Source organism: Mesorhizobium sp. Root554 (genome assembly GCF_001427025.1).
In the GTDB taxonomy this organism is placed as follows: Bacteria; Pseudomonadota; Alphaproteobacteria; order Rhizobiales; family Rhizobiaceae; genus Mesorhizobium.
Genome location: NZ_LMGA01000001.1, coordinates 1,281,236 through 1,306,764 on the forward strand (window position 1 = coordinate 1,281,236; position 25,529 = coordinate 1,306,764).

Consider the following 25,529-nt stretch of genomic DNA (forward strand, 5'->3'; position numbering starts at 1 on the left):
AGTCCGTGTGTGGAATGAGCGCGCATATAAAGGGGAAGGCCGGGAAAAGCAAGCGGGGCGGCAATAGGGTGCCGCGACACGAGGCCGCTTGCGCGCGGCGCGGCAAACCGGCATCGATTGGTTTCGACCCACCCGCCCTGCCACCAGGAAGGCCGCCCGGCCCATGCCGCTTCCCGAAACGATGGAACCCGACAAAGCCGTCGGCACGTTCGCCAGTATCTTCCTGATCTTCCTCAGGCTGGGGCTGATCTCTTTCGGCGGACCCGTCGCTCATCTCGGTTATTTCCGCGACGAGTTCGTAACGCGCCGACGGTGGGTGGATGACCGGCATTATGCCGATCTCGTTTCCCTGTGCCAGTTCCTGCCCGGGCCGGCCTCCAGCCAGGTCGGCTTCTCGCTCGGTCTGCTGCGCGGCAATGGCTTGATTGGTGGCCTGGCCGCGTGGCTGGGCTTTACGCTGCCTTCGGCGGTCCTGATGCTGGGTTTCGGTTTAGGAGCAGCGTTGTTGGCCGGCCCGACGGCGGACGCCATCGTGCATGGGCTCAAGCTGGTTGCGGCCGCCATAGTGGCGCAGGCGCTTTGGGGCATGACGCGTTCATTGGTGCCCGACCTGCCGCGCGCTCTGATCGCCCTCGCAGCTCTCGCCATATCGCTGGCAGTCGGCGGCTTCCTGGGGCAAATCGGACCGATCGTGCTCGGCGGTCTTTTCGGCGCCTATTTCTGCACAGCCAAGGCCGGCATGGCGCCATCGAGCCTCCCCGTCCCGGTCTCCAGGCAGGCTGGCCTGGCGGCGGTCGCCGCGGCGATGCTGCTGTTTGTGGCATTGCCTCTGGCTGCAACCCTCGGCGGCGGCGCGCACATCGTCGGACAGTTCAATGCCTTTTATCAATCCGGCGCGCTCGTCTTCGGCGGCGGGCACGTCGTGTTGCCCTTGCTGCAAGCCTCTGTGGTCGAGCCCGGCTGGGTATCCCAGGAAAGCTTTCTTGCTGGCTACGGACTGGCGCAGGCCCTGCCCGGCCCGCTCTTCACCTTCGCGGCCTATCTCGGCGCGAGCATGGCTCCGGGTTTCGCCGGCATCGTCCTCGGCCTCATGGCGCTGATCGCGATATTCCTGCCGGGCCTGCTGCTCGTCTATGGCGCCCTGCCCTTCGTCGGCGCCTTGCGCGCAAACGCCCGCACCGACGCGGCCATGCAGGGAACGAACGCCGCTGTCGTCGGTGTACTGGCTGCCGCCTTCTATGATCCGGTACTGGTAGGTTCGCTTTTCAGTCTGTTCGACGCTTGTTTGGCCTTGGCCAGCTTCGCAGTGCTGGTTTTCGCGCGAGCGCCGTCCTGGGCGGTGGTGCTGCTGGTTCCGGCCGTGATGCTGGTGCGCGCCTACCTCTGATGCTGCCGCCGGAAATCCCGCACCTTCACCCGCTTGTACACCGCCACGATCTGCTCGCGGCTGCATTCCACCGCACCCAGCCGCACGGCCCGGTCGCGCTCCAGACCGGTGATGTCATAGTGCGGCGCCGCCGTTTTCGGCGGTCCCTGGTAGGAAGAGCGCTTTATGCCGAGCTGCGCGGCGAAACGGTGAAGTTCATCGACGTCGTCGGCCAGCAGATGGCACCATTTGCGGCCGGCCCACTTCCAGATCGCAGCATCGACATAGACCGCCATGCACCGGCTGCTACTGATTGCAGGTCTTCTGCGGCGCCGGGTCGAACAGGGAAAGATTGACCAACTTGCCCGTCATCGAAAACTCGCCGTAGTCCATCACCAGGTCGCGCGTCAGGCCGTTCTCATGCAGCTTGAAGGAGATGCGGTACTGCGGAACTTCCTCGCCACCCTGCTTGTCGCTTTCGTCGAAATACGCGATGTCGACCGGCCAGTACTTATCCTTGGCCAGTTTCGACAGAGCCGGCAATTCGGGGTCGCTCTTGCTCGCCTCGGTCGCCTTGCCGACGACGACGGTCGTGGCCATGATCTTGTTGGCATCCTCGGATCCGTCGAAAAGGCTGGTTTCGTAAAAGTTTTCACCCTTTTCAGCCTTGCCGATCAACTCGACCAGATGCTGTGTCGGAAACTGCGAGGCCGTCAGTTCCAGCGAATCCTTCTTCGGCTTCTCGATGTCGACCCTGACCCCTTTGGTATCGCGGACCGCCTTGCCCCTCACCTCCTTGTCGAGATTCTGGTCGACGAAGGATTTGGTGAGGAAGGAAAAAGTCTTGCCCTGGCCGTCCTCGAATGTCGTCGTCTGCTGGTCCGTCAACCGCGAACTTTCACGCGTGTCGATCTGTGTGACAAAGCGGAAATTGACCGTATACCCCTCACAGGCCGAGCCATTGAACTCGTAGACCATCCGGCCGGAGATGCCGGTGATGCCGGAGCGTTCGGACGCCTTGTCCAGCGAGAGGTCATAGACGGCGCGATGCGGCTGCAGGGGCGGCACGGCCAAGGCCTGGGCTGGCAACAGGGCAGCCGAAAGCAACAGGGCTGGAAGAACGAGGCGCTTGGCCCGCATGGCGGTCTCCGGTCATGGCGGCTGATGCAGCGCGCGGGGATAGATGATCCAGCTTAAAAAAAGTCGTGGCATAAGCGAGGCAAAAATAGCAATTTCGGCCACGCCGACGCATGTCATCAAGCAATAGGGAAATACCATGGCTGAAACAATCGAAAAGCGGCTGAGCGATCTGGGCATCGTCATCCCGGCGGCCGCGGCGCCGGCCGCCAACTATGTGCCCTATGCGCGAACCGGCAACCTGCTGTTCACGGCCGGACAGTTGCCGCTCAAGGATGGCAAGCTCCAGGCTGCCGGCCTGCTGGGACGCGAAGTCGACACTGCGACGGGAAAGGAAGCGGCGAAGTTCTGCGCCATCAACGTGCTGGCGCAGGCCAAGGCCGCGCTCGGCGATCTCGAGAAGATCAGCAAGCTGGTGAAGATCACGGTCTTCGTCGCCTCGACCCCGGATTTCACCGAGCAGCATCTGGTCGCCAACGGCGCGTCCGACCTTCTGGCGGCGGTCCTTGGAGAGCGCGGCAAGCACGCCCGCGCCGCCGTGGGCACCGCCTCGTTGCCGCTCAACGCAGCGGTCGAGGTCGAAGCGATATTCGAGGTCGAATAGCGATCATGAGCGATCTTTCCTGGTTGACCGCGCGCCCCATCGCCCATCGCGGCCTGCATGACCTCAACAAGACCCGGTGGGAAAACACGCTTTCCGCCTTTTCAGCAGCCGTGAAGCACAACTACGCCATCGAATGCGATGTCCATCTGACGTCGGATTTCGTTCCGGTCGTCATCCATGATGACGACTTGAAGCGGCTGGCGGGCCAGGACGGGTTCGTCTGGCAGCGCACGGCTGCGGAGATGCGGCAACTGCGCATCGGCGGCACCGCCGACCATGCCCCGACACTGGACGAGATGCTGAAGCTGGTCGCCGGGCGCGTTCCCCTAGTGATCGAACTGAAAGGCACGCCGGGTCGCGACGAAGGGCTGGTGGCCGCGGTCGGCGAAAGGCTGAAGAAATACGACGGCAAGGCGGCGATCATGTCGTTCGACCACTGGCTGATCCGCGATTTTTCCAAATTTGCGCCGGGCATCCCCGGCGGCCTCACTGCCTATGGCAAGGAGAACAGGCTGATCGAGGCGCATTTCTCCATGCTGGCCCACGACCTCGCCTTCACTTCCTACGCCGCCGGCGACCTGCCGAATCCGTTCGTCAGTTTCGTGCGCAAGAAGCTGAAGATGCCGGTCATCACCTGGACGGTTCGCGACCAGCCGGCGCTGGAGCTGAGCTACAAATATGGAGACCAGATCACCTTCGAGGGCTTCCGCCCGGAAGTGCCGGTCGCGTGAAGTCGCAAGCCACAGGGTGGCCTTGCACCCGCCATGCGGACGATTAAGTAAGGCTGATGAATCAAGGCAGCGACGGAGCCGGCAAGACTGCGCGGACGGATTATGTCGTGCGTATCGCCAACGGCATGGCCGCGTTCGATGCTCCTGAATGGGACAAGCTCGGCGGCACCGTTCCCGGATCACCGGGCGGCTACAACCCCTTCCTTTCCTTCGCCTTTCTGAGTGCGCTGGAGGATTCCGGCTGCGCCATCCGCCGCAGCGGCTGGCAAGGCCACCATCTGCGGCTGGAAACGGCCGACGGCCGTCTGCTCGGCGCCGTTCCCTGCTATGTGAAGTCGCACAGCCAGGGCGAATACGTGTTCGACCATGGCTGGGCCGACGCTTTCGAGCGCGCCGGCGGACAATACTATCCGAAGCTGCAATGCTGTGTCCCGTTCACCCCGGCAACCGGACCGCGCCTGCTTGTGTCGCAGGGCGAGGATGAGGATGCCGTCAAGGCCGGCCTTGCCGCAGGCATCAAGCTCGTCACCGACAGGGTGGGCGTATCCTCCGCACACGTCACGTTCATGCCGCAAGCCGATATCCCGACCCTCGAAGCTGCCGGCTTCCTTCACCGCACCGACAAGCAGTTCCATTTCTTCAACGAAGGTTTTGCCACTTATGACGATTTCCTGGCGACGCTCGCCTCCCGCAAGCGCAAGGCGCTAAAGAAGGAGCGGCGCGAGGCGCTGGCCGACGGCATCGGCATCGAGCGGTTGACCGGCAAGGATTTGACCGAGCGGGTGTGGGACGATTTCTACGCCTTCTACATGGATACGGGCGGCCGCAAATGGGGCCGGCCCTATCTCAACCGGGAGTTCTTCTCGCTCATTGGCGAACGCATGCCGGACGATATCCTGCTTGTCATGGCCAAACGAAACGGGCGCTACATCGCCGGAGCGATCAATTTCATCGGCTCGGACGCGCTTTTCGGCCGCAACTGGGGCTGTATCGAAGATCATCCCTTCCTGCATTTCGAGGTCTGCTACCATCAAGCAATCGACTTCGCCATCGAGCGAAAGCTGAAGGTCGTCGAAGCCGGCGCGCAAGGGGAGCACAAGCTGGCGCGCGGCTACCGGCCCGTCACCACGCATTCCGCGCATTACATCGCCCACCCTGGCCTGCGGCGCGCCATTGCCGACTATCTCAGGCGTGAGCGGCAGGACGTCGAGCAGATGAGCGGGTATCTGGAAGAGCACACGCCTTTCCGCAAGAACCTGGAACAGACGATAGAGGATGAGTAACCGCAGTCTGGCGCGCCTCGCCGGCTATGGCCAAGTGGCGTCAGTTTGGAGTACCCCTGCGGTCAGTCGTTCGTCCGCTTTTTCGAGGCCAATCATGACAGAATACGATCCCGCCAACGTCTTCGCCAAAATCCTGCGCGGCGAACTGCCTGCATACAAATTCTACGAAGACGATGCGACCGTCGCGTTCATGGACCTGATGCCCCAGGGCGACGGGCACGCGCTTGTGGTTCCGAAGGCGCCGTCGCGCAATCTGCTCGATGCCGATCCGGAAACGCTGGGCGCCTTGTTCAAGACCGTGCAGAAGGTGGCCAAGGCGCTAAAATCCGCCTTCAACGCCGACGGCGTCACCATCCGGCAATTCAACGAACCGGCGGCGGGACAGAGCGTCTATCACCTCCACGTCCACGTTCTCCCTCGCTTCGAGGGCATTGAGCTGAAACCCCATGCAGGGGTAAAGGAAGATCCGGACGTGCTCACCGCCAACATGGAAAAGGCGCGCGCCGCCATGCAGGCCGCCGGCTGACCGTCAAAGGCCCATATAGAGCCCGATACAAAGCACGATTTCGGTGATGACGATGCCGACCAGCATCCGCTTGCCACTGACGATATAGGCAAAAAAGCCGAGCCCGGCGGCGCCGATGCGGAAGGCAAGTGACGTATCGGCCAGGGCGCCCGTGGGAAACACGATCAGATTGCCGATGACCGCCGCCACCAGCGCCGTCGCCATGGTGCGCACCAGCACCATGGCCTCGGAGTCTTCCGACATCCGGCCGCCGAGATAGACGCCAAGGAAGCGCCATATGTCGGTGGCCATCCATCCGCCGACGAGAATGAAGAGATAAGGCCACCACCAGGCCGAATTGCTGAAAAACATCATTCGGCCCGCCTCCTCCTGGTGACAACGTGCCAGCCATAGGCAAGGCCGCCACCGATGAGCCCGGCCGCAAGCAGATCGAACTCCGGCAACAGCAGGTGGAAGACAGGGCCGAGCACCAGCCCCAGCACCATGGCCACATGGACGGCGCGCTCCCGTGCCGAACCCCATAGCGACGTCAGGAAGTAGATCGGCGTCAGCATGAACAGCACCGCCGACACCGCCGGCGGCAGCGATTGCGCCAGGACGAAGACGACAGCCACCACCAGCATGTTGAACAGGATCAGCGTAAAGCCGAGCCCCGCATAGTAGGTCGTGCGCATGTCGCGCGGCACGGTTCGGAAACGTTCGAGGGCGACCACCCAGGAAGTAACGGCCACGCAGTGCGCGAGTGCGTAGAGCACCCACCTTGGGGTACGCTCGGTGCGCACCTCGGGCATGATCGACACCACCATCGGCATCAGCCGGATTGCCGACAGCGTCACGGCAAGCGCCGCTGCCGGCAGCGCCGTATTGGAGATGACGCTGCCGACCAGCACCACTTTCGAGGGGAGCGCCCAGACGATGCCGGTCATGAACACGGTCTGCGTCAGCGTCAGCCCGGCATCCTTGGCAAGTGCGGCAAACCCGATGAAGGAACTCGCAAGGATAAGACCCGGCAGGGAAAAGGCGGCGCGAATGCCTCTCAGCAGCCAGACGCGGCGGCGGTATGAACGTCTCGAAAGGGATGGATCAACAGGCATCGAAATGTCGGGTAGCATAGAGGCGGCGCTGGAACGATATCAAAATGTGTCTGGCCCAGCAGTTGGCCTCTGGGTATTTCGACCCGATCGATCCTGACCCACACCTGAAGAATTGCCGCCGGACGGCGCCGATTAGCGAAATGGCAAGCGGTTTGCGCATAAGTTCGCGCGAACCCATGAGGATCGCATGGTCGAGACAATGTCCATCACCCCGCGAACATCGCCAGCCTGGCACGATTACGGGCGAATCTTTCTGGCTGCCGTGCGGCGTCACCGCCAGATTCATGCGCTGGCGATCGGTACGTTGGTTCTTTCCCTGCTGATCGGCTGGCATACCCGCAGCGTGCCCGACTTCGGGACCGTAGCCGATTTCGGGCTGTACCTGCTGGCGGCTTTCTGGCTCGGCGGCTGCGGATTTGCGCTCGTCAAACTGGCCTGGCTCGCGATTGTGGAGCGCGATCCCCACCCTCTTTCGTCATTTCTGCGGCCATTCGGGCATTTTTTCAGCAATGGCGAACGCCTGGCGAACGGCATCAACGGCATAGCCGCCTTTATCCTTTTTGCCAGCGCTTTCGGCGTGCTCAAGGGTTCGATATCGATCCTGAAGCCGTTTTCCTGGGACGAAACGCTGATGCGGTTCGACCGCCTCCTCCATTTCGGCAGGGAGCCTTATGAATGGCTCTGGTGGCTGGTTAGCAGTCCGCTCGCTGTTCTTGGCCTGAACTTCGCCTACAATTTCTGGTTCGTTGTCCTCGTCGGCTCGATATTCGCCTGCGCCATAACCCAGCGCGACAATGCGCTCAGGCATCGCTACCTCATCAGCTTGATGACGCTGTGGCTTGTCGGCGGATTTTTCGTCGCAATCGGTTTCTCATCCGCCGGTCCCTGCTATTTCGCTCGGCTTGGCCTGGGCGACGACTACCAGCCGCTCACCGACGCCCTCGCCGCAGCCGCACGCAGTCACGCGGTCTGGGCTCTGCAGACCCAGGATACGCTTTGGAGCGGCTACCTGAATATCGCCAACGGCAATACCGGCATTTCGGCCTTCCCGTCCCTGCACGTGGCGACCGCGGTTCTTATCGCGCTTTATGCGGGCGCGCGGTCGAAACTGGCCGGGGCCTTGCTGGGTGTCTTCGCCGTCCTGATCATGACCGGCTCGGTTGTACTGGGATGGCATTATGCCGTCGACGGATACGCAGGCGCCATCCTTGCAGTGATCGTATGGAAGACGGCGGGTCTCTTCATCCGGCGCTTTCCGGCCGCGGATATGCCGCTCCGCTAGATCCTGCCAACAAAAAAGCCCCCGGCGAACCGGGGGCTTTTTCGATTTTCGCGACTGGCTGGCGGTGCTCAGCTTTTCCGCGGCAGTTGCGGCACCAGGCTGCGCTTGCCGCCGTCCTTGCCTTTCGGCTCTTCTTTCTTCGCGACCGCCTTCTTGGCCGCCGGCTTCCTGGCCGGAGCCTTGCGGGCCTTCGGCCTATCGGCCGGCTCTTCCTTCTTCGGCTTCACCGGCGCTTCGTCGGCCAGCGATTCCAGCTTGAGGCCGGATTCGCCAGTCTCCTTTTTCTCGACCGTGACGCGCACCGTGCCGCCGTTCTTCAGCTTCCCAAACAGCACCTCGTCCGCCAGCGGCTTCTTGATATGCTCCTGGATGACGCGGCCGAGCGGACGCGCGCCCATGCGCTCGTCGTAGCCCTTGTCGGCCAGCCACGCGATGGCGTCGGGCGACAGGTCGAAGGTGACGCCACGCTCGGAAAGCTGCGCTTCCAGCTGCATGACGAACTTCTGCACGACCTGATGCACGACCGGCACCGGCAGCGAGCCGAACGGGATGATCGCATCGAGACGGTTGCGGAATTCCGGCGTGAACAGCCGGTTGATGGCCTCCACGTCGTCGCCCTCGCGCTTGGTCGAGCCGAAGCCGATGGCAGCGCGCTGCGCATCCGAAGCACCCGCATTGGTGGTCATGATCAGGATCACGTTGCGGAAATCGATCGACTTGCCGTTATGGTCCGTCAGCTTGCCGTGGTCCATCACCTGCAACAGGATGTTGAACAGGTCCGGATGGGCCTTCTCCACTTCGTCCAGCAAAAGCACGCAGTGCGGATGCTGGTCGACGCCGTCGGTCAACAGGCCGCCCTGGTCGAAGCCGACATAGCCGGGAGGCGCCCCGATCAGCCGCGAGACGGTATGGCGTTCCATATATTCCGACATGTCGAACCGCAGCAGCTCAACCCCGAGCGACGCCGCCAACTGCTTGGCAACCTCGGTCTTGCCGACGCCGGTCGGACCCGAGAACAAATAGGAGCCGATCGGCTTCTCCGGCTCGCGCAGGCCGGCGCGCGCCAGCTTGATCGCCGAGGTCAGCGCGGTGATGGCGGTATCCTGGCCGTAGACGACCCGCTTGAGTTCGATCTCCAGACCCGCCAGCACCTTCTCGTCATCCGCCGAGACGGACTTCGGCGGGATGCGCGCCATGGTGGCGATAGTCGCCTCGATCTCCTTGATGCCGATGGTCTTCTTGCGCTTGGCCTCGGGCACCAGCATCTGCGAGGCCCCGGTCTCGTCGATCACGTCGATCGCCTTGTCCGGCAACTTGCGGTCGTTGATGTAGCGGGCCGAAAGCTCGACCGAAGCCTTGATGGCGTCGGCCGTGTACTTGACCTTGTGGAAATCCTCGAAATAGGGCTTCAGCCCCTTCATGATTTCGATGGCGTCCTCGATGGTCGGTTCGTTGACATCGATCTTCTGGAACCGGCGCACCAACGCCCGGTCCTTCTCGAAGAACTGGCGGAACTCCTTGTAGGTGGTCGATCCGATGCAGCGGATCGCGCCGGAAGACAGCGCCGGCTTCAACAGGTTGGACGCATCCATGGCGCCGCCGGACGTTGCGCCGGCGCCGATCACGGTATGGATTTCGTCGATGAACAGGATGGCCCCCGGATAATCCTCGAGCTCCTTCACGACCTGCTTCAGCCGTTCCTCGAAATCGCCGCGATAGCGCGTGCCGGCAAGCAGCGTGCCCATGTCGAGCGCGAAGATGGTCGCGTCGTTCAACACCTCCGGCACATCGCCCTCGACGATCCGCTTGGCCAGGCCTTCGGCGATCGCCGTCTTGCCGACGCCGGGGTCGCCGACATAGAGCGGATTGTTCTTCGACCGGCGGCACAGCACCTGGATGGTGCGGCTGATCTCCGAACTGCGGCCGATCAGCGGATCGATGCGGCCCGCCTTCGCCTTGTTGTTCAGGTTGACGCAATAGGCGGTCAGCGCATCCTGCTGCTTCTTCTTGCCGCCGTCCTCCTGCGGATCGGCGCCTGGTACGCCGCCCTGCTCTTCCTCGGCCCCGCGTGGGGTCCTGCTCTCGGAAGCGCCGGGGCGCTTGGCGATGCCATGCGAGATATAGTTGACCGCGTCGTAGCGGGTCATCTGCTGTTCCTGCAGGAAGTAAGCGGCATGGCTTTCGCGCTCGGCGAAGATGGCGACAAGCACGTTGGCGCCGGAAACCTCTTCGCGGCCGGATGACTGCACATGGATCACGGCGCGCTGGATCACGCGCTGGAAACCGGCGGTCGGCTTGGAATCCTCGTCATAACCGGTGACGAGATTGTCCAGTTCGGTATCGATATAGGTAACCACGGTCTGCCGCAGTTCGCTCAGGTCGACATTGCAGGCGCGCATGACGGCCGCGGCCTCGGCGTCGTCGATCAGGGCGAGCAGCAGGTGTTCGAGAGTTGCATATTCGTGGTGACGTTCATTGGCGAATGTCAACGCCTGGTGGAGCGCTTTTTCCAGCCCTTGGGAAAATGCAGGCATCAATTCCTCACTTCTTCTCCATCACGCATTGCAGCGGATGCTGATTCTGTCGGGCGAAATCCATGACCTGAGACACTTTGGTCTCGGCCACCTCGAATGTATAGACCCCGCATTCGCCCACCCCATGATTGTGAACATGGAGCATGATGCGCGTGGCGGCTTCGCGGTCCTTCTGGAAAAACCGCTCCAGGACGTGGACCACGAATTCCATCGGGGTGTAGTCGTCGTTGAGGATCAGAACCCGATACAGGCTAGGCTTCTTGGTCTTGGTCTTCGTGCGCGTGATGACAGCTGTGCTGCGTCCGGCCCCATTGCCGTCACCGCCTTCGTTTTGCATACGCGCCACATGTGTCGTGGCAGTTAGACCGATTGTCACTTAGCCCTGCCTCTGGGTCGAATCCCCGTCTATGTAACGACATGTAGGTCTTCGTTGCCGGATTTTAAGCCCTTCTGGTTGCCTGACAATACAGCCAGGCCGCCAATCCGCCGGGTTTTTCGCAAACTTGATTTATGCGGACGCCATGAAACGAAAAAACCCGGCCGCAGAGAGGCGACCGGGTTCGTTTGCGGGGCGAATGCCTGCAATCGGACAGAATTGAAGGCCCGTTACTTCGCCTTGGCGACGAGCGATTCGAAAGGCTTGTAGGTTTCCTTGGCGAGCTCGGCGTAGAGATCGCCGATCTTGGTGGCTTCGGCAACAAGCGACTCGTACGACTGCTTCACGTAGTCGGTCTGGATTTCCACCGCGTTCTCGAACGACTTGGCGGAAAACAGCTTTTCGAAAAAGGCGCTGCCGTTCTCAAAGCTCTTCTTGCTGTAGTCGGTGGCCTCGACGGCGATCGCCTGGGCGCCCTTGGAAACGGACGCGAAGCTCTTGAGCCCGGTGTCGGCGAACTCCTTGCCGTATTTACTGAAGTCCTCGTAGGTCTGGGTCATCTGCGCGGCTCCTTGGATCCGACTTGTTGTGCAATGCCCTCTAGATATTGTGCAGCGCACAAAAAGTCAATGTGCGCCGCAATCAGTGAGTCGGATGCGCCGCCGTTTACTAAGATTCGAATAAAGTTTGCCTCGACTGCGGGAAAATTGGTGAACGCGGCGGTTACCATAAACGGATTGGTAACGTTGCCCACGCTAGCTTGCCCCATCGGGCGGGACCTTTGCCCTCCCCAGCAACAAAAAAGTCAAAGGGTAAAACAGTGCGTAAGGCGTTGGCGGCAGTTATTTCCAAATCCCTCTCATCCTTTAAACCGGCCGTGATCGCCCTTTTGGCGATGACGATCGTCGTGGCCGACGTGACGGCCTCCCTGGCTGCGCAATACGCGGCCGTGGTGATCGACGCGAAGACCGGCAAGACGCTTTACGCCAAGGACGCGAATGCGCGGCGCTATCCCGCTTCGCTCACCAAGATGATGACCCTTTACATGGCTTTCGAGGCCCTCTCGAAGGGCAAGATCAACAAGAGCACGCCGATCGTCTTCTCGGCCAACGCAGCAGCCGAACCGCCAACCAAGCTCGGCGTCCGCAAGGGCGGATCGGTGACGGTGGAAACCGCTATCCTGTCGATGGTGACCAAGTCGGCCAACGATTCCGCCACGGCCATGGGCGAGTTCCTGGGCGGCTCGGAAGCGAATTTCGCCCGCATGATGACGGCGAAGGCGCGCGCGCTCGGCATGAAGAGCACCGTCTTCCGCAATGCCCACGGACTGCCCAACCCGGCCCAGTTCACCACAGCCCATGACATGGCGGTCCTCGGCATCGCGCTGCGCGAGCACTATCCGCAGTATTACGGCTACTTCTCGCAGCGTTCGTTCATGTATGGGCGCACGCGCATCAACGGCCATAACAGGCTGCTCGGGCGCATCAAGGGCGTCGACGGTATCAAGACCGGCTACACCCGTGCCTCTGGCTACAATCTCGTGTCCTCCGTCGAAGATGGCAACCGCCGGCTGGTGGCGGTCGTCATGGGCGGCGCCTCGGGCGCCAAGCGCGACGCTCAGATGGCCCAGCTGATCAAGGCCTATCTACCGAAAGCCTCGCCGCGCGGCGACGGCCCGCTGGTCGCGCTGGCGGAGAACAATCCAGTCACGGCGCTCGCCAAGGTGCTGTTGCCCAAGAACGACGTGCCGACGCCCGGCCGCCGGCCGCGGGAAGAGGTTCAGGTGGCCTCGGCAAACGCCGAGATCGAACTGCCGACCAAGGCGGAAGCCGCCGCTGTCGCGCCGGTGCCGGCTCCGGTCGTGGAAGCCTATGCCGCGGCCGAACCCGCCGCGATCGATCCTGTGTCGACCGCGTCCGTCTCGGCCGGCTGGGTCGTCCAGGTCGCGTCATCCCCCAGCCCGTCGGAAGCGCAGTCGGCTCTCGACAAGACCGCGAAGAAGGCGCCGGCCGTGCTCGCCGACGCCGCTGGCTTCACCGTTCCCTTCGCCAAGGGCGGGGTAACGTTCTACCGCGCGCGCTTCGGCGGCTTCGAATCCAAGGATGCCGCATGGAACGCCTGCAACACTTTGAAAAAGAAGAAAATTTCCTGCTACGCCGTACAGCAGTAATCGATACGGCGGGATACTCCCGGGTAATGTTTTAGGTCGAAGGAGCGCTAGTTGTGATTAGAGAGCAGGATGTCCTTGGCTTTGTTGATCCGCGCCGCCAGGAAAGACGCCTCACCGATATCGGGGTGGAGGCGTTGCATCAGGCGTCGGTGCGCCTCGCGGACCTGCGCCGGGGCGGCGCCCGTTTCAAGACCAAGGACCTCGTAGGCCTCCTCCTTAGTCATGGCGCCCGGACCTGGCGCAACGCCCAGCCCTTCGCGGATGTACGGTTGCGCGTGCTCTCGCCAGACGGGAAAACGGCTGTCAAGATACGCCTCTAGAAGCCGGACGCTGTCGGGGTCGCCGCCAACTTCGCGATAGAGTCCCGTCAGTTCGTGCAATTCCATCGAACCGAGCATCCGTCCCTCGCTCAATCCTGCAAGAACAAGTCCTTCAAGGCGACCAGTGCGATGGTCGAGGCTCATTTCCAGCGCGGCAGTCCGCACTGTCGCGTATTTCTGGCCAGCAGACGGCTTGGGCCGGTTTTTCCAGGTAAAGCCCAGCCACAGGATGGCTGCGGCGAGGAAGGGCAATGCCAGCCCGGCGCGGCCGGCCGAGATGGCGCCCAGACCACAAAGCAGAAGCGCCAGCGGAGCCAGTCGCCGCATGGAACGCGCCATGGTCGATGGGTCGGCGCGCAGGAACAGCGCCAGCACGGCGAGCAAGAGCAGGATTGCGGCAAAGGCCGCGATAAGAACGCTCATATATCCAGGCCAATCAGGGTCATCGGTCGATCATAAGTGCATTTGCACAGCGGCGGCAAAGCCGGAGCTGCTTCATCGAAGACTCCACCTCGGTGATCGATGCGAGTCGTCGTGTCGCAGGCGGTTCGCGGTTGCTAACGAACAATAATGGCGGCCGGTGGACCGCGCTTTCAAATTTACGCGAAGATGAAGCTGGAGCCGGGTTCTAGAGCAGGCCGAGTTCGGCCAGTTCCTGCCGCAGCTTGGGCGGCATTTCGGCGATTCCGGCCGCCGCGCCTCGGGCCAGGTCGACCGGCGCGTCGGCCGGTTTCAGATAACGCCAGCCCTGGAAAGCCCGGCGCGACTGCCATGCAGTCCGCACGACGGTGGTATCCAGCACCAGATGGCAACGGCCAATACCCTCCGAGTCGGTGAAGGGGCGGATTTCCGTGATGCGCTGACGGCACTGCACATTGCCCTTGATGACCCAGTAGAGCGATCCGATGCCGACGATCTCGGCACCGCGCGTCGGCACCATGCGGGTGGTGTGGAAATGCTCCATGGCCTGGCCGGCGCGGCGCTTCTCATCGAGGCGGAATGCGATCCATTCCTCCAGATCCTCGACGCTATCGCAGCCGACGCAGAGCTTTATCAGATTGAGAGCCATGGCCGGAATCTAGCGGTTGCCTGACGCCGGTTCAACATCGCCACGGGTTTTGCACAGGGTCGCTTTCCCCCCGCTCACAGGAAAGGAAGCGAGCTTCAGCATTCCACCACATTGACCGCCAAGCCTCCGAGGCTCGTCTCCTTGTATTTCTCGTTCATGTCGCGGCCTGTCTGGCGCATGGTCTCGATGGCGGCGTCCAGCGGCACGAAATGCGAACCGTCGCCCTTGATCGCCAGCGAGGCGGCCGTCACCGCCTTCACCGCGCCAAGCGCGTTGCGCTCGATGCAGGGCACCTGCACCAACCCGGCGACCGGATCGCAGGTCATGCCGAGATGATGCTCCAGCGCGATCTCGGCGGCGTTCTCCACTTGCGCGGGCGTGCCGCCCATGACGGCGCACAGGCCGGCCGCCGCCATCGCAGAGGCCGACCCCACCTCGCCCTGGCAGCCGACTTCGGCGCCGGAAATCGAGGCATTGCTCTTGATGATGCCACCAACCGCCGCCGCCGTGAGCAGGAAATCGCGGATCGAAGTCTGGTCGGCTTCGGGGTGGAAATGCAGCCAGTAGCGCATCACCGCAGGCATCACCCCTGCCGCCCCGTTGGTTGGCGCGGTGACGACGCGGCCCCCAGCGGCGTTCTCCTCGTTGACCGCCATGGCGTAGATGGAGAGCCAGTCATTGGCGAGCAGCGGGTTCGGACGGTTCAGCCGCCACTCCTCCTGAAGCTTGTCGTGCAATTGCCGCGCCCGGCGGCGCACCTTCAGCCCGCCCGGCATGATGCCTTCCTGCGCCAGGCCCCGGTCGATGCAGGCGCGCATGGCGGTCCAGACGGCATCCAAACCGGCGTCGAGTTCTTCGCCCGGCATCTGCGTTTCTTCATTGATGCGCTTCATCTCGGCGATCGACAGGCCGCTCCTGGCTGCCATCGCAAGCATCTCGGCCGCGTTGCGGAAGGGATAGGGCACCTTCTTGCCTTCGGTGGTGATGCTTCCCCTCGCCTTCGCCCGCTGCAATTCCTCCTCGGAAACGACGAAGCCGCCGCCGACCGAATAGTAGATGCGCTTCAGCAGCAGCCGGTCGCCGGCGTCATAGGCGTAGAACGTCATGCCGTTGGCATGGCCGGGAAGCGGCGTCTTCTTGTCAAGCACGAGGTCGATTGCCGGATCGAACCGGTAGGACGGGTGGCCGGGCGGCGAGACGCGCCTGACTGCCGCGATGCCGGCGACGATGGCATCGGCCTCGTCGGGATCGACCTGCGACGGGTTCTGGCCGGCAAACCCCAGGACTACCGCCCTGTCCGAGCCATGGCCAATGCCGGTATAGGCGAGCGAGCCATGCAGGCTGGCCGCGACACGGTCCACCGTCGCGCCGGCGGGGCGCGGCCAGTCGTTGCCGGCCAGTTCGTCGAGGAAACGGCCGGCGGCCGTCATCGGTCCCATCGTGTGGGAGCTCGACGGGCCGATGCCGATCTTGAACAGGTCGAAAACCGAGAGGAACAATGACGCCTCCGCTGGCGCGACGAATATAGAGAATTCAGCTAGAAATTCTGCTCATTTGCACGTCGTGGCTGCGCGTGTGCCGACCTTGCCTGCTCCCGCCGCGACATGCCTTCTACTCGCACTGATACTGGCTGAGCGCCCATTCGCCGGTCACTGACAAAAGGTCGGCGATTTTCCACGCATCGCCGATTTTCTTCAGCTTCCATTCCAGCCGGTGCGGACTGCCATCGACGACGAACGCAACCACCACATTGGCGCTGTCGCCGCTGACGGCATCGAGCATCTTGAGGCTGCCGCCGATCTGCGCCTTGTCGGCCGGCGCATTGTCCAGCGCCATGTTCGGGTCGAGACATTCGCCCTCGGATTTACGCAAGGCATCCGCCTTGTCGAGCACGGTCCTGGCGGGATCGATGAAGTTGCCGCGCTGGGCCGGGTCGAGTTCGGAGCCGAGCTTCTCGTAAAACGGCTTCACCAGCGCCAGGGGACCATCCATCTTCAACGGGACATTGCCGCCGCCTGAAGCCGCCAGGGCCGGTTGCGCGGGCGCCGCGCCCAGCAACCCTTCGGCGGACGCACTCACCCCCAATGGCAGCAGGCACGCGATCATGAAAACCCACCGCCGGCTACGCATGTCCGACTTCTCCTAGTCCAGGCTTTCGCCCGTCATGCATTCCAGCGTGCTGAGCGTCCAGCCATTGGTCTTCGACGTCAGGTCGGCGACTTTCCAGGAACCGCCGACCTGCTTGAGCGACCAGATCATTTCGCGGCGGGACCCCTCGCCTTCTCCCTCCGGGAAGAGATCGAAGCGTGCGGTCACCTCCGCCGTGTCGCCGCTGATCGTTTCGTCAAGCTTCAGCGTGCGCGAAACCGTCTTCTGGTCGAAATCCTGCGCGTCCAGCCCCGGATCGAAATCGATGCACGGCATCTGGTCGGGGTTTTTCCGCAGCGCCTCGTCATTGAGGGCGAAAAGCTTCGTCACCGGTTCGGTGAAGCGGTCGCGATATTTGGCGTCCGGCTCGAACTTGACCGGCGTGTAGAAGAACTTGACGGCGTCCGCAGCGGGACCAGCTACAGCAATGGGGGGCGCGGCCAGCACAAGGGCAACGAACAGGAACGGCATTTTCATCGGCGTCGATCCATCGGAAACGGGATTCGCGTTGGCACCAAACATTTCATCCCGGCTTTTTTGCGGTCGATCAAGCCCATTGCGCTCGAACATCGATCGGCCATGAATGAAGCCGAAGGTTTTGCAGAGGTTTCATCGCCGCGCTGCTATCCCGGCTGCGTCGAATCCCCGTATAGTCTTCCGATGCCCATTCGCCAGCTTTCCGAAACGATGATCAACCAGATCGCCGCCGGCGAGGTCATTGAGCGCCCGGCAAGCGTCGTCAAGGAACTGGTCGAGAATGCGCTCGATGCCGGCGCCACGCGGGTCGAGATCGTCACCGCGGGCGGCGGCCTCGGCCTGATCCGCGTCACCGACGACGGTTCAGGCATCCCTGAGCAGGAACTGGAGCTTGCGGTCGCGCGTCATTGCACGTCCAAGCTGTCAAGCGACATACACGATATCCGGTCGCTGGGCTTTCGCGGCGAGGCGCTGCCCTCCATCGGCTCGGTGTCGCGGCTTTCCATCCGCTCCCGCACCGCGACCGGCGATACCGCCGCCGAGATCGGCATCGAGGGCGGCCGCGTGTCGGCGGTCAGGCCAGCCGCCGCCAACAAGGGCACGACGGTCGAGGTGCGCGACCTCTTCTTCGCCACCCCCGCCCGCCTCAAATTCATGAAGGGCGAGCGCGCCGAGGCCTCGGCCATCGCCGATGTGGTGAAGCGCATCGCCATCGCATTTCCCGCCGTCCGCTTCACCCTCGCCGGTTCCGACCGCTCGACGCTGGAACTGCCGGCGACGATGGAAGACGCCGAAGGAAGGCTGCGCCGAATCGCGCAGATCATGGGCGCGGAATTTCCCGACAATGCGCTGCATCTCGATGCCGAGCGCGAGGGCGTGCGCCTGACCGGCCATGTCTCCATCCCGTCCTTCACCCGCGCCAACGCCTTGCAGCAATATGCCTATGTCAACGGCCGCCCGGTGCGCGACAAGCTCATCGCCGGCGCGCTGCGCGGCGCCTACGCCGATGTTCTGCCGCGCGACCGCCATGCGGTGACGGCGCTGTTCCTGACGCTCGACCCGGCGACGGTCGACGTCAATGTGCATCCGGCCAAGGCCGATGTGCGTTTCCGCGATCCCGGCATGGTGCGCGGGCTGATCGTCGGCGGCATCCGGCAGGCGCTGGCGGGGGCCGGCATTCGCCCGGCGACGACCGGCGCCGCCGGCATGATGGCGGCGTTCCGGCCCGGCGCGGCGGGGTATGCCCGCGCCGCCGCCTCCACGACCGGTCACGGCGGCTACGGGTCTTACCGGACCTCGGGCTCGGCGGCGTTCGACATCCAACGCTCGCACCAGCGTCCGCTCGACTTTGAAACGGTTGTCGCCGCGGGCTTTGGCGAGGATCCGCAAGTCTTCGACACCGGTTCGCTGCACAGCGCCGACGCCCGCGCCGGCTTTGGCGAGGCTGACGCGTCGCTTTTGCAGATGGAATTGGGGGCGGCCCGCGCGCAGGTGCATGAAAACTACATCGTCGCGCAGACCGCCGACTCGCTGGTCATCGTCGACCAGCACGCGGCGCATGAACGGCTGGTCTACGAGGCGTTGAAAAACGCGCTGCATTCGCGGCCGCTGCCGGCGCAGATGCTGCTTCTGCCCGAAATCGTCGATCTGCCGGAGGAGGACGCCGAGCGGCTGGCGCTGCATGCGGAAACCTTCGCCCGTTTCGGTCTGCGGCTGGAACGCTTCGGTCCCGGCGCGGTCGCCGTGCGGGAAACGCCCGCCATGCTTGGCGAAACGAATGTCGTGCAACTGGTGCGCGACCTCGCCGACGAGATCGCCGACAACGACACTGTCGATACGCTGAAGGCCCGGCTCGACCGCATCGCCGCGACCATGGCCTGCCATGGCTCGGTTCGGTCCGGCCGCAGGTTGAAGCCGGAGGAGATGAACGCCCTGCTGCGGCAGATGGAGGCGACGCCCGGCTCCGGCACCTGCAACCACGGCCGCCCGACCTATATCGAGCTGAAGCTGGCCGATATCGAGCGGTTGTTCGGGCGGCGATGAGTTTTTACCCTCCCCCTTGTGGGGAGGGCGCGAGCGCTACCGCTTCAAATTCACCAGCACCACGCCGCCCAGCGCCAGCGCGCCGCCGAGAATGCCGCCGAGCGAAGGCACTTCGCCCAGCCAGAAGAAGCCGATGATCGTCGCCATGGGCGAGATGAGATAGAGGAAGTTCGAGGCACGCGCCGCTGGCAGGCGCGACAGCGCCGTCGACCAAGCCGCATAGGCGATCAGGCCGGGGACGATGGCGAGGAAGACGACGGCGCCGATGCCGGCATTGTCGGCTACCGCCGCTTCGCGCAAGGCGCTTGGCAGGAAGAACGAAAGGCACAGCGCGCCGAGCACCATGTTCCAGGCCGAGATGGTCAGCGGATGGTGCCGGACGAGCAGCGGCTTCTGCACGATGGTGTTGATGGAGGAGCACAGCGCCGATCCGAGCACCAGAAGCGCGCCGCCGTTGAAGCTCAACCCTTGCCCTTCGCCGATGGCGATGATGCCGATGCCTGCGAACGATACGAAGGTGCCGAGCCATGCCAGCCTGGAAAAGCGCTCGCCGAGCAACGCCATAGCCATGATGGCGGTGAAAATCGGGCTGACATTGATGATGAAGGACGCCGCGCCGGCGGAAACAGTCAGTTCGCCGATGTTGAGCAGCGCCGTGTAGAGCGCGATGAAGATCACACCGCCGACGGCGAACCGCCAAAGTTCCTCTTTCCGGGGCAGCGCAGGGCGGCGGATGGCGAGGTAAAGGGCTGCGGGCACCGCCGCGATGGCGAAGCGCAGGGCGCCGAGTTCCAGAGGGCCGAAAGCGGCAAGTCCGGCGCGGATGGCCGGAAACGCCGATGCCCAGCCGACAACCGTCAGGGCGACGGCGATGGCGGCGGTCGTGTCGATGCGCGGTGTCGTATTCGAAAGGCTCACTGTGGCGCTCATGGCTTGTGCTCTGTTGAACGGGCTAAGCATTAGCTGTGGTAGGCCGGCACATGACACCCGTTTCCCGCCATTGACAAACGACGAAATCGGCGATGAGCTGTGAGCATGGATCACAGCTACGACATGCTGCCACTCGAAACCCTGCGCGCCTTCGACGCGGCGGCGCGCAGCGGCAGCTTTTCGGCAGCGGCCGACAAGCTAAACCTCACTCACGGCGCCGTCAGCCGGCAGATCGCCAAGCTCGAAGACTGGCTCGGGTTGAAGCTGTTCGACCGCGGCGCGCGCGGCGTCGCCCTCACCATCGAAGGCAACCGTCTGCACCTGCGCACGACGGAAGCGTTCGCGCTGATCGCCTCGAACTCCGACCGCTGGGTAGAGCCGCGCGGCACCGCCGTCGTCAGGCTGACGTCGATACCGTCCGTCAGCGGCCTGTGGCTGATGCCGAGGCTTCCAGCGCTCGAAAGCGGCGAACCGCGGCTGCGCATCATTCTCGATGTCGACATCCGCCAGGCGGACCTCGCCGACCAGGGCATCGATCTGTCGATCCGCTGCGGGCGCGGACGCATCCCGGATCGCATATCGCTGCAACTGTTCGAAGAGCACATCTTTCCGGTCGCGTCGCCGGAACTGGCGGACGACATCGGCAAGGGCAACCCTTCCCGGCTGCTCAAATACCCGCTCATCAACGATTCCGACGCGTCCGGATGGCGGGCATGGCTCGGCGCACAGGGCATCGACTATCGCCCGCGTCCGCAGGATCGCCGCTTCGAGGATTACAACCTCGTCCTCGACGCTGCCGCCCATGGTCTGGGCGTCGCGCTGGCAAGGCCGCCGCTGACCGAACATCAGCTCAAATCCGGACGCATCGTTCCGGTGGACGAGCGCACCGCTCTCAATCCGGTATCCTACTGGATGGATCGCCCGCTTGGCCGGCCCCGCGCCGCAGCCGCCGAGCTGGCGCAGCGCATCGGCAAACAGGCCGGCGTGGATCGCGGGCGCATCGATGCGTTCCTGAAAGCCGAGCGGTAGCCTAGAACGCCAGGATCAGCGCCAGCAACATTGCGGCGACAACCGCTGAAGCGGTCACGATCAGGCCGACCGAGATTTTCTCGCCGGTTGATTCTGCGGGAGCCTGCACACCGCGTATCGAACGTTTTTGGACGGCTCCCTTACCGGACTTGACCGCCAAGGCGTCAGCCTGCGCGGCAGGCGGAAGCACCGCGAACCCATGCAATGGAAAGGGAGCGGGACGGTTTGATGCGGGTGGTTCGGCCGCGCGCGCCCCTGGCGCAGACACGTCCGTACGAGCCAGAGGATCGGAAGCGCCGCCCGGAGGACGCGGTTCGTCCGCCGCGACTTCGGTCGAAAGGGCCGCTCCCGCGAGCCTATAGGCGCGCAGGACAGCCGCCGATCCATCCTGTTGCGACCGCACCGCCTCCGACAGAGGCAACGCCGCCGACGGTATCGGAGTGCTGATCGTGCTCGCAGATGAACCTGTTGGTGGCGCGGGAGCAACCAGCGCCTTGACCAGCGCGACCTTTGCCGGGTCGGCCTTGGCCAGCGGCTGCGACTTCACCGCTTCCGCAATCAGCGACATCAGGCGAACGGCGGAAATGGCCATGCAGTCCCGGCTTTCCTACGACTTTCGCAGCCTTGCTAGCAACCGAACGTTGCGTCAGGCTGGTTGCGCTTGACCCTGGCCCCTATTTGTGGCGATGAAATCGTATGGAGACCGGCACAGCAAGATGATGAACCGTTTCGAAGGCCCAGGCGGCCGGGAAGCCCGCATCCGCTATCTCGATGGCGATTTCCAGATCACCAGCCCCGGCGCGTTCGTGCGCTGCGCCGTCACAGGTGAATCCATTCCGCTGGACGACCTGAAATACTGGAGTGTCGCCCGGCAGGAGCCCTACGCCAATGCCGTCGTTTCGCTCGGCCGCGAGATCGAAGCCCATCCGGAGTTGCGCAAGCGCAGCTAGCTGCCCGTTCCCGGATTGGCCAGCCGACGCCGCCGCCACGCTTCCCGCGTCTCATTGACGATACGCTCAGGCGTGTTCTCGAGATCGAAAACCGTTTCGATTTCAAGCACGTCCAGCTTTTCCCTGAATCCTTCCGGTAAGGGCTCCTGGGCCAGCCGCACGGCATCCTTGGCCGTGGTGATCAGGCCAAGGCCTTCCTTGTCCGCATCCGCCGCTAGATCGCTCAACTCGTCCTGCGCGTAGAAATGATGATCCGGGAAGGATCGGCGTTGCATCACCGTTCCGCCCGCTTCTTCGACACTTCGGAAGAATTTATCCGGATGACCAATGCCGGCGAAGGCGAGGAATTTCCCGCCCGCGATTCCGTCATCGATGCGCGGCTGGGTACGCGCGGCGAAAATCGGCTTTCCCGCGCGCGCCACCTGCCGCACCACCGCATCCGCCTCGGTGCCGTCGCCCATCCGCAGCAGCGCATCGGCGAAGGGCAGCTGGTCCGCAACCCGCGCGCGCAACGGCCCGCCCGGTATCACATGCCCGTTGCCCAGCCCATACCGGGCATCGACGACGATCAGCGCGAAATCGATATGGATGCGGCCGCTCTGGAACCCGTCATCCATGATGAGGAAATCGCAGCCGTGCTTGTCGATGAGCAGCCGCGCACCGGCCGCCCGGTCTGGCGTCACAGCCACCGGCGCGTGGGCGGCGAGCAGCAGCGGTTCGTCGCCGACATGCTTGGCGCTGTCATGATGGACATCGACGATATGCGGCTCCGCGAAGCTGCCGCCATGGCCGCGCGAGAGGAACCCGGGCTTCAGCCCCATCGAGAGCGCCTGCCGGCAAAGCGAAATGGCCACCGGCGTCTTGCCGCTGCCGCCGACGGTGAAGTTGCCGACGCACAGAACGGGCGCTGCAATCCTTTCGCGTCTCGCCGACTTCATGCGGCGACCGGCGACCGCGGCATAGGCCGCAGACAGCGGAAAAAGTGCCCGCGCCCGCCAGTCCGGCTTTTCCCACCAGAAGGGCGGCGCTTCGCTGGCCATTCTACCGGCCGTTCGCCCGTTTGAGCCGGGCCTTGACGATCAGCGGCTGGATGAAAGGCTCGAGTGTTTTCAGGGTGCGCGACAGCGCGCCGCGCATCTCGCCCACCGTAGCGGCGCCGGCGGCGATCATCTCGTGGCGGGCCACTTCGTTGGAAAGCAGGAAATTAACCGCCCCGGCCAGCATGTTGCGGTCGCGCACGAGCTTGGCGCCCCCGCTATCCAGCAGGCGTTGATAGGATTCGCGGAAATTCTGCACGTTGCGCCCGGCCAGCACGGCCGTATCCAGCATCGCCGGTTCCAGCGGGTTCTGTCCGCCCTCCGAGGTCAGTGAACGGCCAACGAAAGCGATCTCGGTGAGCCGCAGATAAAGCCCCATCTCGCCGATCGTGTCGCCCAGCAGGATATCCGTGTCGGCGGTGATCTTGTCGCCGCTGCTGCGGCGGGCGAGGCTCAGCCCCATTCCCGTAATATGCGCGGCGACCGCATCGCCCCGGTTGGGATGGCGTGGCACGATGATTGTCAGCAGGCCCTTGTGCCGGCGGCGCAGCGCCGCATGGACTTCCGCCGCCACCGCCTCCTCGCCGTCATGGGTGGACACCGCGGCCCATGTCGGACGCTGGCCGATCTGCCTGGTCAGCGCCGCGAGAGCCTTTTCGTTGGCCGGGGGTGGGGCCGTATCGACCTTGAGATTGCCGGAAACGGTGACGGGCCGGGCGCCAAGCGCGCTAAAGCGCTCCCCATCGAGTTCCGACTGGGCCACCACATGCGCCATATTCTCGAACAGCGCCTCGGCGATGTGCGCGCGCTTTTTCCACGAGGCGAAGGAGCGGTCCGACAGCCGGCCGTTGACAAGTACCTGCGGCACGCTCCGGGCGCCGAGTTCGAGGATGGTTATCGGCCAGATTTCCGACTCGGCGATGATCGCCAGGTCCGGCCGCCAATGATCGAGAAAACGGCTGACCGCCGGCTTCAGGTCCAGCGGGACATACTGATGGATGACGCGCCCGCGCAAGCGGTCCTCGACCACTTTCGCCGACGTCACCGTGCCGGTCGTCAGCACGATATTGACCCCGAAATCCAGAATGCTTTCGACCAGCGGGATGACCGCGATCGTTTCACCGACGCTCGCCGCGTGCACCCAGATCAGTGGCCCCTCCGGCCGCGGCTGGCTGGCGACCCCCCGGCGCTCTCGGCTGCGGCTGCGGTCCTCTTTCCCGTTGGAAGCCCGCCACGCCACATAGGGCCGCGCCAGCGGATAGGCGGCAGCCCCGGCGAAGCGGTAGAGGGACAGCATCGTCCTGGCCCAGCGCTCGCTCATCAGCGCTCGTCCACGAGGCGATATGCCTTGGCCGTGGCGCAGTTCAGCTCGGCGGTCAATTCGCGGCGCTTGTTTTCCATCTCGGTTTCGTCCGCGTCGGCGGCGACGAAGATGGGCTCGCCGACCGCGATGGCCGAACGCCCGAAGGGCAGATTGATCGTTGTCTTGTCCCAGCTTTTCTCGATCACCTTGCGGCGGCTCGTCGCCAGCGCGCCGGGAAAGATCGGGCGTCCGGAGAGCTTTGCCAGAAGCACGACGCCCATGCCTGATTCGCGCGGTGTTCCATGCGGGATGTCGGCAATCATGCAGACGTTCTTGCCTGACATGAGCGACTTTTTCAGGGCGATGAGCGCCTTGGCCCCGCCCTTGTCCATCTGCCGCGTATCGCTGCGCCCACCCGAACCGCGCACCGACTCGATGCCGAACTTCTCGATGACAAGCGCATTGATCTCGGCGTCGGCGCTACGCGAAACCATCGCCACCAGGGGCGTGCGGCTGGGATAGAACGCCGGCAGCAAAATGTGCTGGCCATGCCAGAGCGCGATGATGCCAGGCTCCAGATCCTCGTAGCGGCTGCCGGCAAAGACGATGGAGCCCGCCACGGCCGGATTGGTCAGCCGGATGAAGCGCATCGCCTGCGTGAACAGGCTGGCGATGGCGCCCTTGACGAACCGCGATTCGGCCAGCGGCCGGCGGACACGTTTCCAGAACGACTTCAGCCGGCGATCACGTCGCTTGCCGGGTGCGGAAACGGCGGTCCGCGACATTTCTGCCTTGCCGTCTCGCATTACGAACCGGCACCGCTTTGCGGATCGAGCAAGCGGTGCAGATGGACGACGAAATACCGCATATGTGCATTGTCGACACTGGCCTGTGCCTTGGCCTTCCAGGCCGTCTGGGCCGTCTGGTAATCGGGATAGATTCCAACGATGTCGAGGTTGTCGAGATCGCGGAATTCCGTGCTGCCCAGCTTCGCCAGTTCGCCGCCGAAAACCAGGTGCAGAAGCTGCTTTTTCCCGTCTTCTCCGACCATGTCATGTCCTCACATTGCGTGATTTGCGACTGGTCTAGACCAAAGCAGCCGACTTTGAAACCTTGAAAC

Annotated in this window: 28 protein-coding genes; 10 read left to right on the plus strand and 18 right to left on the minus strand. The window is 63.7% G+C overall.

The window, feature by feature from the left end:
- Positions 1–163: 163 nt before the first annotated feature.
- Positions 164–1,387 carry a chromate efflux transporter gene (gene chrA / locus ASD44_RS06215; protein WP_056109875.1) on the plus strand — a complete coding sequence of 408 codons (1,224 nt, stop codon included), beginning with the start codon at positions 164–166 and terminating at the stop codon, positions 1,385–1,387.
- Here chrA and ASD44_RS06220 read toward each other — a convergent pair.
- Together ASD44_RS06220 and ASD44_RS06225 are read right to left on the minus strand one after the other, a co-directional pair.
- Complete coding sequence (locus ASD44_RS06220; RefSeq protein WP_056109877.1) at positions 1,378–1,662, minus strand: DUF4031 domain-containing protein; 285 nt, start codon at positions 1,660–1,662, stop codon at positions 1,378–1,380. The two genes, chrA and ASD44_RS06220, sit on opposite strands and share 10 nt — an antisense overlap.
- A 10-nt stretch (positions 1,663–1,672) precedes the next feature.
- Positions 1,673–2,506, minus strand: coding sequence for a cell envelope integrity EipB family protein (locus ASD44_RS06225; RefSeq protein ID WP_056109879.1), 834 nt, complete (start codon positions 2,504–2,506; stop codon positions 1,673–1,675).
- A gap of 136 nt (positions 2,507–2,642) precedes the next feature.
- On the opposite strand from ASD44_RS06225, the gene ASD44_RS06230 reads away from it, so the two are divergent.
- The 4 genes from ASD44_RS06230 to ASD44_RS06245 all read left to right on the plus strand — a co-directional run bounded on the left by ASD44_RS06230 (position 2,643) and on the right by ASD44_RS06245 (position 5,647).
- Positions 2,643–3,107 (plus strand): RidA family protein, encoded by a 465-nt coding sequence (locus ASD44_RS06230; protein WP_056109880.1) that lies wholly within the window; start codon positions 2,643–2,645, stop codon positions 3,105–3,107.
- A gap of 5 nt (positions 3,108–3,112) precedes the next feature.
- Complete coding sequence (locus ASD44_RS06235) at positions 3,113–3,838, plus strand: glycerophosphodiester phosphodiesterase (RefSeq protein WP_056109882.1); 726 nt, start codon at positions 3,113–3,115, stop codon at positions 3,836–3,838.
- A gap of 56 nt (positions 3,839–3,894) precedes the next feature.
- Positions 3,895–5,121: a GNAT family N-acetyltransferase gene (locus ASD44_RS06240; RefSeq protein WP_056109885.1), complete on the plus strand. Its 1,227-nt coding sequence runs from the start codon at positions 3,895–3,897 to the stop codon at positions 5,119–5,121.
- A 94-nt stretch (positions 5,122–5,215) separates the two neighbouring features.
- Positions 5,216–5,647, plus strand: coding sequence for an HIT family protein (locus ASD44_RS06245; protein WP_056109887.1), 432 nt, complete (start codon positions 5,216–5,218; stop codon positions 5,645–5,647).
- Positions 5,648–5,650: 3 nt separating this feature from the next.
- Here ASD44_RS06245 and ASD44_RS06250 read toward each other — a convergent pair whose 3' ends face one another.
- Entirely contained in the window at positions 5,651–6,001 is a 351-nt protein-coding gene (locus ASD44_RS06250; RefSeq protein ID WP_056109888.1) for an AzlD domain-containing protein, read from the minus strand.
- Positions 5,998–6,741, minus strand: a complete 744-nt coding sequence (locus ASD44_RS06255) for an AzlC family ABC transporter permease (RefSeq protein WP_056115548.1) — start codon at positions 6,739–6,741, stop codon at positions 5,998–6,000. Before ASD44_RS06255 ends, ASD44_RS06250 begins: the two co-directional genes overlap by 4 nt.
- A 187-nt stretch (positions 6,742–6,928) precedes the next feature.
- Here ASD44_RS06255 and ASD44_RS06260 point away from each other — a divergent pair, with 187 nt between their 5' ends.
- Complete coding sequence (locus tag ASD44_RS06260) at positions 6,929–8,023, plus strand: phosphatase PAP2 family protein (RefSeq protein WP_156459792.1); 1,095 nt, start codon at positions 6,929–6,931, stop codon at positions 8,021–8,023.
- A gap of 68 nt (positions 8,024–8,091) precedes the next feature.
- Here ASD44_RS06260 and clpA read toward each other — a convergent pair whose 3' ends face one another.
- The 3 genes from clpA to ASD44_RS06275 form a co-directional block, all read right to left on the minus strand.
- The gene (gene clpA, locus ASD44_RS06265) at positions 8,092–10,557 is read right to left on the minus strand and encodes an ATP-dependent Clp protease ATP-binding subunit ClpA (RefSeq protein WP_056109890.1); all 2,466 of its coding nucleotides are present in this window, start codon (positions 10,555–10,557) and stop codon (positions 8,092–8,094) included.
- Positions 10,558–10,564: 7 nt separating this feature from the next.
- Positions 10,565–10,894 carry an ATP-dependent Clp protease adapter ClpS gene (gene clpS / locus ASD44_RS06270; RefSeq protein WP_056109892.1) on the minus strand — a complete coding sequence of 110 codons (330 nt, stop codon included), beginning with the start codon at positions 10,892–10,894 and terminating at the stop codon, positions 10,565–10,567.
- Positions 10,895–11,163: 269 nt separating this feature from the next.
- Positions 11,164–11,493: a phasin family protein gene (locus tag ASD44_RS06275; protein ID WP_056109894.1), complete on the minus strand. Its 330-nt coding sequence runs from the start codon at positions 11,491–11,493 to the stop codon at positions 11,164–11,166.
- 260 nt (positions 11,494–11,753) lie between these two features.
- On the opposite strand from ASD44_RS06275, the gene ASD44_RS06280 reads away from it, so the two are divergent.
- The gene (locus ASD44_RS06280; RefSeq protein ID WP_056109897.1) at positions 11,754–13,103 is read left to right on the plus strand and encodes a D-alanyl-D-alanine carboxypeptidase family protein; all 1,350 of its coding nucleotides are present in this window, start codon (positions 11,754–11,756) and stop codon (positions 13,101–13,103) included.
- Between the two features lie 47 nt (positions 13,104–13,150).
- Here ASD44_RS06280 and ASD44_RS06285 read toward each other — a convergent pair whose 3' ends face one another.
- From ASD44_RS06285 to ASD44_RS06305, 5 genes are all read right to left on the minus strand, one after another.
- Positions 13,151–13,846 (minus strand): DnaJ domain-containing protein, encoded by a 696-nt coding sequence (locus ASD44_RS06285; protein WP_056109899.1) that lies wholly within the window; start codon positions 13,844–13,846, stop codon positions 13,151–13,153.
- A gap of 205 nt (positions 13,847–14,051) precedes the next feature.
- The gene (locus tag ASD44_RS06290; RefSeq protein WP_056109900.1) at positions 14,052–14,492 is read right to left on the minus strand and encodes a DUF1489 family protein; all 441 of its coding nucleotides are present in this window, start codon (positions 14,490–14,492) and stop codon (positions 14,052–14,054) included.
- Positions 14,493–14,587: 95 nt separating this feature from the next.
- Positions 14,588–15,991, minus strand: coding sequence for an L-serine ammonia-lyase (locus ASD44_RS06295; RefSeq protein ID WP_056109902.1), 1,404 nt, complete (start codon positions 15,989–15,991; stop codon positions 14,588–14,590).
- Positions 15,992–16,103: 112 nt separating this feature from the next.
- Positions 16,104–16,622, minus strand: a complete 519-nt coding sequence (locus ASD44_RS06300) for a hypothetical protein (RefSeq protein ID WP_056109904.1) — start codon at positions 16,620–16,622, stop codon at positions 16,104–16,106.
- Positions 16,623–16,634: 12 nt separating this feature from the next.
- Positions 16,635–17,117 (minus strand): hypothetical protein, encoded by a 483-nt coding sequence (locus tag ASD44_RS06305; RefSeq protein WP_056115555.1) that lies wholly within the window; start codon positions 17,115–17,117, stop codon positions 16,635–16,637.
- A 183-nt stretch (positions 17,118–17,300) separates the two neighbouring features.
- Here ASD44_RS06305 and mutL point away from each other — a divergent pair, with 183 nt between their 5' ends.
- Positions 17,301–19,160, plus strand: coding sequence for a DNA mismatch repair endonuclease MutL (gene mutL / locus ASD44_RS06310; RefSeq protein WP_056115557.1), 1,860 nt, complete (start codon positions 17,301–17,303; stop codon positions 19,158–19,160).
- A gap of 36 nt (positions 19,161–19,196) precedes the next feature.
- On the opposite strand, the gene ASD44_RS06315 is transcribed toward mutL, so the two are convergent.
- Positions 19,197–20,090, minus strand: coding sequence for a DMT family transporter (locus ASD44_RS06315; protein WP_056109906.1), 894 nt, complete (start codon positions 20,088–20,090; stop codon positions 19,197–19,199).
- Between the two features lie 105 nt (positions 20,091–20,195).
- On the opposite strand from ASD44_RS06315, the gene ASD44_RS06320 reads away from it, so the two are divergent.
- Positions 20,196–21,119 carry a LysR substrate-binding domain-containing protein gene (locus tag ASD44_RS06320; protein WP_156459794.1) on the plus strand — a complete coding sequence of 308 codons (924 nt, stop codon included), beginning with the start codon at positions 20,196–20,198 and terminating at the stop codon, positions 21,117–21,119.
- A gap of 1 nt (position 21,120) precedes the next feature.
- On the opposite strand, the gene ASD44_RS06325 is transcribed toward ASD44_RS06320, so the two are convergent.
- Complete coding sequence (locus ASD44_RS06325; RefSeq protein WP_056109908.1) at positions 21,121–21,711, minus strand: hypothetical protein; 591 nt, start codon at positions 21,709–21,711, stop codon at positions 21,121–21,123.
- 124 nt (positions 21,712–21,835) lie between these two features.
- Between ASD44_RS06325 and ASD44_RS06330 the strand changes: the two genes are divergently transcribed.
- Complete coding sequence (locus tag ASD44_RS06330) at positions 21,836–22,069, plus strand: DUF2093 domain-containing protein (RefSeq protein ID WP_056115563.1); 234 nt, start codon at positions 21,836–21,838, stop codon at positions 22,067–22,069.
- Here the strand turns inward: ASD44_RS06330 and lpxK are convergent.
- Genes lpxK through ASD44_RS06350 form a run of 4 tightly spaced genes read right to left on the minus strand, consistent with a single transcriptional unit; the run spans position 22,066 to position 25,460 of the window.
- Complete coding sequence (gene lpxK / locus ASD44_RS06335; protein WP_056109909.1) at positions 22,066–23,109, minus strand: tetraacyldisaccharide 4'-kinase; 1,044 nt, start codon at positions 23,107–23,109, stop codon at positions 22,066–22,068. The two genes, ASD44_RS06330 and lpxK, sit on opposite strands and share 4 nt — an antisense overlap.
- Position 23,110: 1 nt before the next feature.
- Entirely contained in the window at positions 23,111–24,427 is a 1,317-nt protein-coding gene (gene waaA, locus ASD44_RS06340; protein WP_056109911.1) for a lipid IV(A) 3-deoxy-D-manno-octulosonic acid transferase, read from the minus strand.
- Positions 24,427–25,194 carry a lysophospholipid acyltransferase family protein gene (locus ASD44_RS06345; protein WP_244478728.1) on the minus strand — a complete coding sequence of 256 codons (768 nt, stop codon included), beginning with the start codon at positions 25,192–25,194 and terminating at the stop codon, positions 24,427–24,429. Before ASD44_RS06345 ends, waaA begins: the two co-directional genes overlap by 1 nt.
- A 20-nt stretch (positions 25,195–25,214) precedes the next feature.
- The gene (locus tag ASD44_RS06350) at positions 25,215–25,460 is read right to left on the minus strand and encodes a DUF4170 domain-containing protein (protein ID WP_056109915.1); all 246 of its coding nucleotides are present in this window, start codon (positions 25,458–25,460) and stop codon (positions 25,215–25,217) included.
- Positions 25,461–25,529: the final 69 nt, after the last annotated feature.

Excerpts from the sequence above, each read along its gene's own strand:
- ASD44_RS06290 (WP_056109900.1), bottom strand. The coding sequence starts at position 14,492 with ATGGCTCTCAATCTGATAAAGCTCTGCGTCGGCTGCGATAGCGTCGAG.
- ASD44_RS06305 (WP_056115555.1), bottom strand. The coding sequence starts at position 17,117 with ATGAAAATGCCGTTCCTGTTCGTTGCCCTTGTGCTGGCCGCGCCCCCC.
- ASD44_RS06345 (WP_244478728.1), bottom strand. The coding sequence starts at position 25,194 with ATGTCGCGGACCGCCGTTTCCGCACCCGGCAAGCGACGTGATCGCCGG.
- ASD44_RS06230 (WP_056109880.1), top strand. The coding sequence starts at position 2,643 with ATGGCTGAAACAATCGAAAAGCGGCTGAGCGATCTGGGCATCGTCATC.
- ASD44_RS06325 (WP_056109908.1), bottom strand. The coding sequence starts at position 21,711 with ATGGCCATTTCCGCCGTTCGCCTGATGTCGCTGATTGCGGAAGCGGTG.
- ASD44_RS06350 (WP_056109915.1), bottom strand. The coding sequence starts at position 25,460 with ATGGTCGGAGAAGACGGGAAAAAGCAGCTTCTGCACCTGGTTTTCGGC.
- waaA (WP_056109911.1), bottom strand. The coding sequence starts at position 24,427 with ATGAGCGAGCGCTGGGCCAGGACGATGCTGTCCCTCTACCGCTTCGCC.
- chrA (WP_056109875.1), top strand. The coding sequence starts at position 164 with ATGCCGCTTCCCGAAACGATGGAACCCGACAAAGCCGTCGGCACGTTC.
- ASD44_RS06220 (WP_056109877.1), bottom strand. The coding sequence starts at position 1,662 with ATGGCGGTCTATGTCGATGCTGCGATCTGGAAGTGGGCCGGCCGCAAA.
- ASD44_RS06275 (WP_056109894.1), bottom strand. The coding sequence starts at position 11,493 with ATGACCCAGACCTACGAGGACTTCAGTAAATACGGCAAGGAGTTCGCC.
- ASD44_RS06225 (WP_056109879.1), bottom strand. The coding sequence starts at position 2,506 with ATGCGGGCCAAGCGCCTCGTTCTTCCAGCCCTGTTGCTTTCGGCTGCC.
- ASD44_RS06250 (WP_056109888.1), bottom strand. The coding sequence starts at position 6,001 with ATGATGTTTTTCAGCAATTCGGCCTGGTGGTGGCCTTATCTCTTCATT.
- ASD44_RS06240 (WP_056109885.1), top strand. The coding sequence starts at position 3,895 with ATGAATCAAGGCAGCGACGGAGCCGGCAAGACTGCGCGGACGGATTAT.
- ASD44_RS06285 (WP_056109899.1), bottom strand. The coding sequence starts at position 13,846 with ATGAGCGTTCTTATCGCGGCCTTTGCCGCAATCCTGCTCTTGCTCGCC.
- ASD44_RS06315 (WP_056109906.1), bottom strand. The coding sequence starts at position 20,090 with ATGAGCGCCACAGTGAGCCTTTCGAATACGACACCGCGCATCGACACG.
- ASD44_RS06235 (WP_056109882.1), top strand. The coding sequence starts at position 3,113 with ATGAGCGATCTTTCCTGGTTGACCGCGCGCCCCATCGCCCATCGCGGC.
- lpxK (WP_056109909.1), bottom strand. The coding sequence starts at position 23,109 with ATGGCCAGCGAAGCGCCGCCCTTCTGGTGGGAAAAGCCGGACTGGCGG.
- ASD44_RS06255 (WP_056115548.1), bottom strand. The coding sequence starts at position 6,741 with ATGCCTGTTGATCCATCCCTTTCGAGACGTTCATACCGCCGCCGCGTC.
- clpA (WP_056109890.1), bottom strand. The coding sequence starts at position 10,557 with ATGCCTGCATTTTCCCAAGGGCTGGAAAAAGCGCTCCACCAGGCGTTG.
- ASD44_RS06330 (WP_056115563.1), top strand. The coding sequence starts at position 21,836 with ATGATGAACCGTTTCGAAGGCCCAGGCGGCCGGGAAGCCCGCATCCGC.
- mutL (WP_056115557.1), top strand. The coding sequence starts at position 17,301 with ATGCCCATTCGCCAGCTTTCCGAAACGATGATCAACCAGATCGCCGCC.
- ASD44_RS06300 (WP_056109904.1), bottom strand. The coding sequence starts at position 16,622 with ATGCGTAGCCGGCGGTGGGTTTTCATGATCGCGTGCCTGCTGCCATTG.
- ASD44_RS06245 (WP_056109887.1), top strand. The coding sequence starts at position 5,216 with ATGACAGAATACGATCCCGCCAACGTCTTCGCCAAAATCCTGCGCGGC.
- ASD44_RS06260 (WP_156459792.1), top strand. The coding sequence starts at position 6,929 with ATGGTCGAGACAATGTCCATCACCCCGCGAACATCGCCAGCCTGGCAC.
- clpS (WP_056109892.1), bottom strand. The coding sequence starts at position 10,894 with ATGCAAAACGAAGGCGGTGACGGCAATGGGGCCGGACGCAGCACAGCT.
- ASD44_RS06320 (WP_156459794.1), top strand. The coding sequence starts at position 20,196 with ATGGATCACAGCTACGACATGCTGCCACTCGAAACCCTGCGCGCCTTC.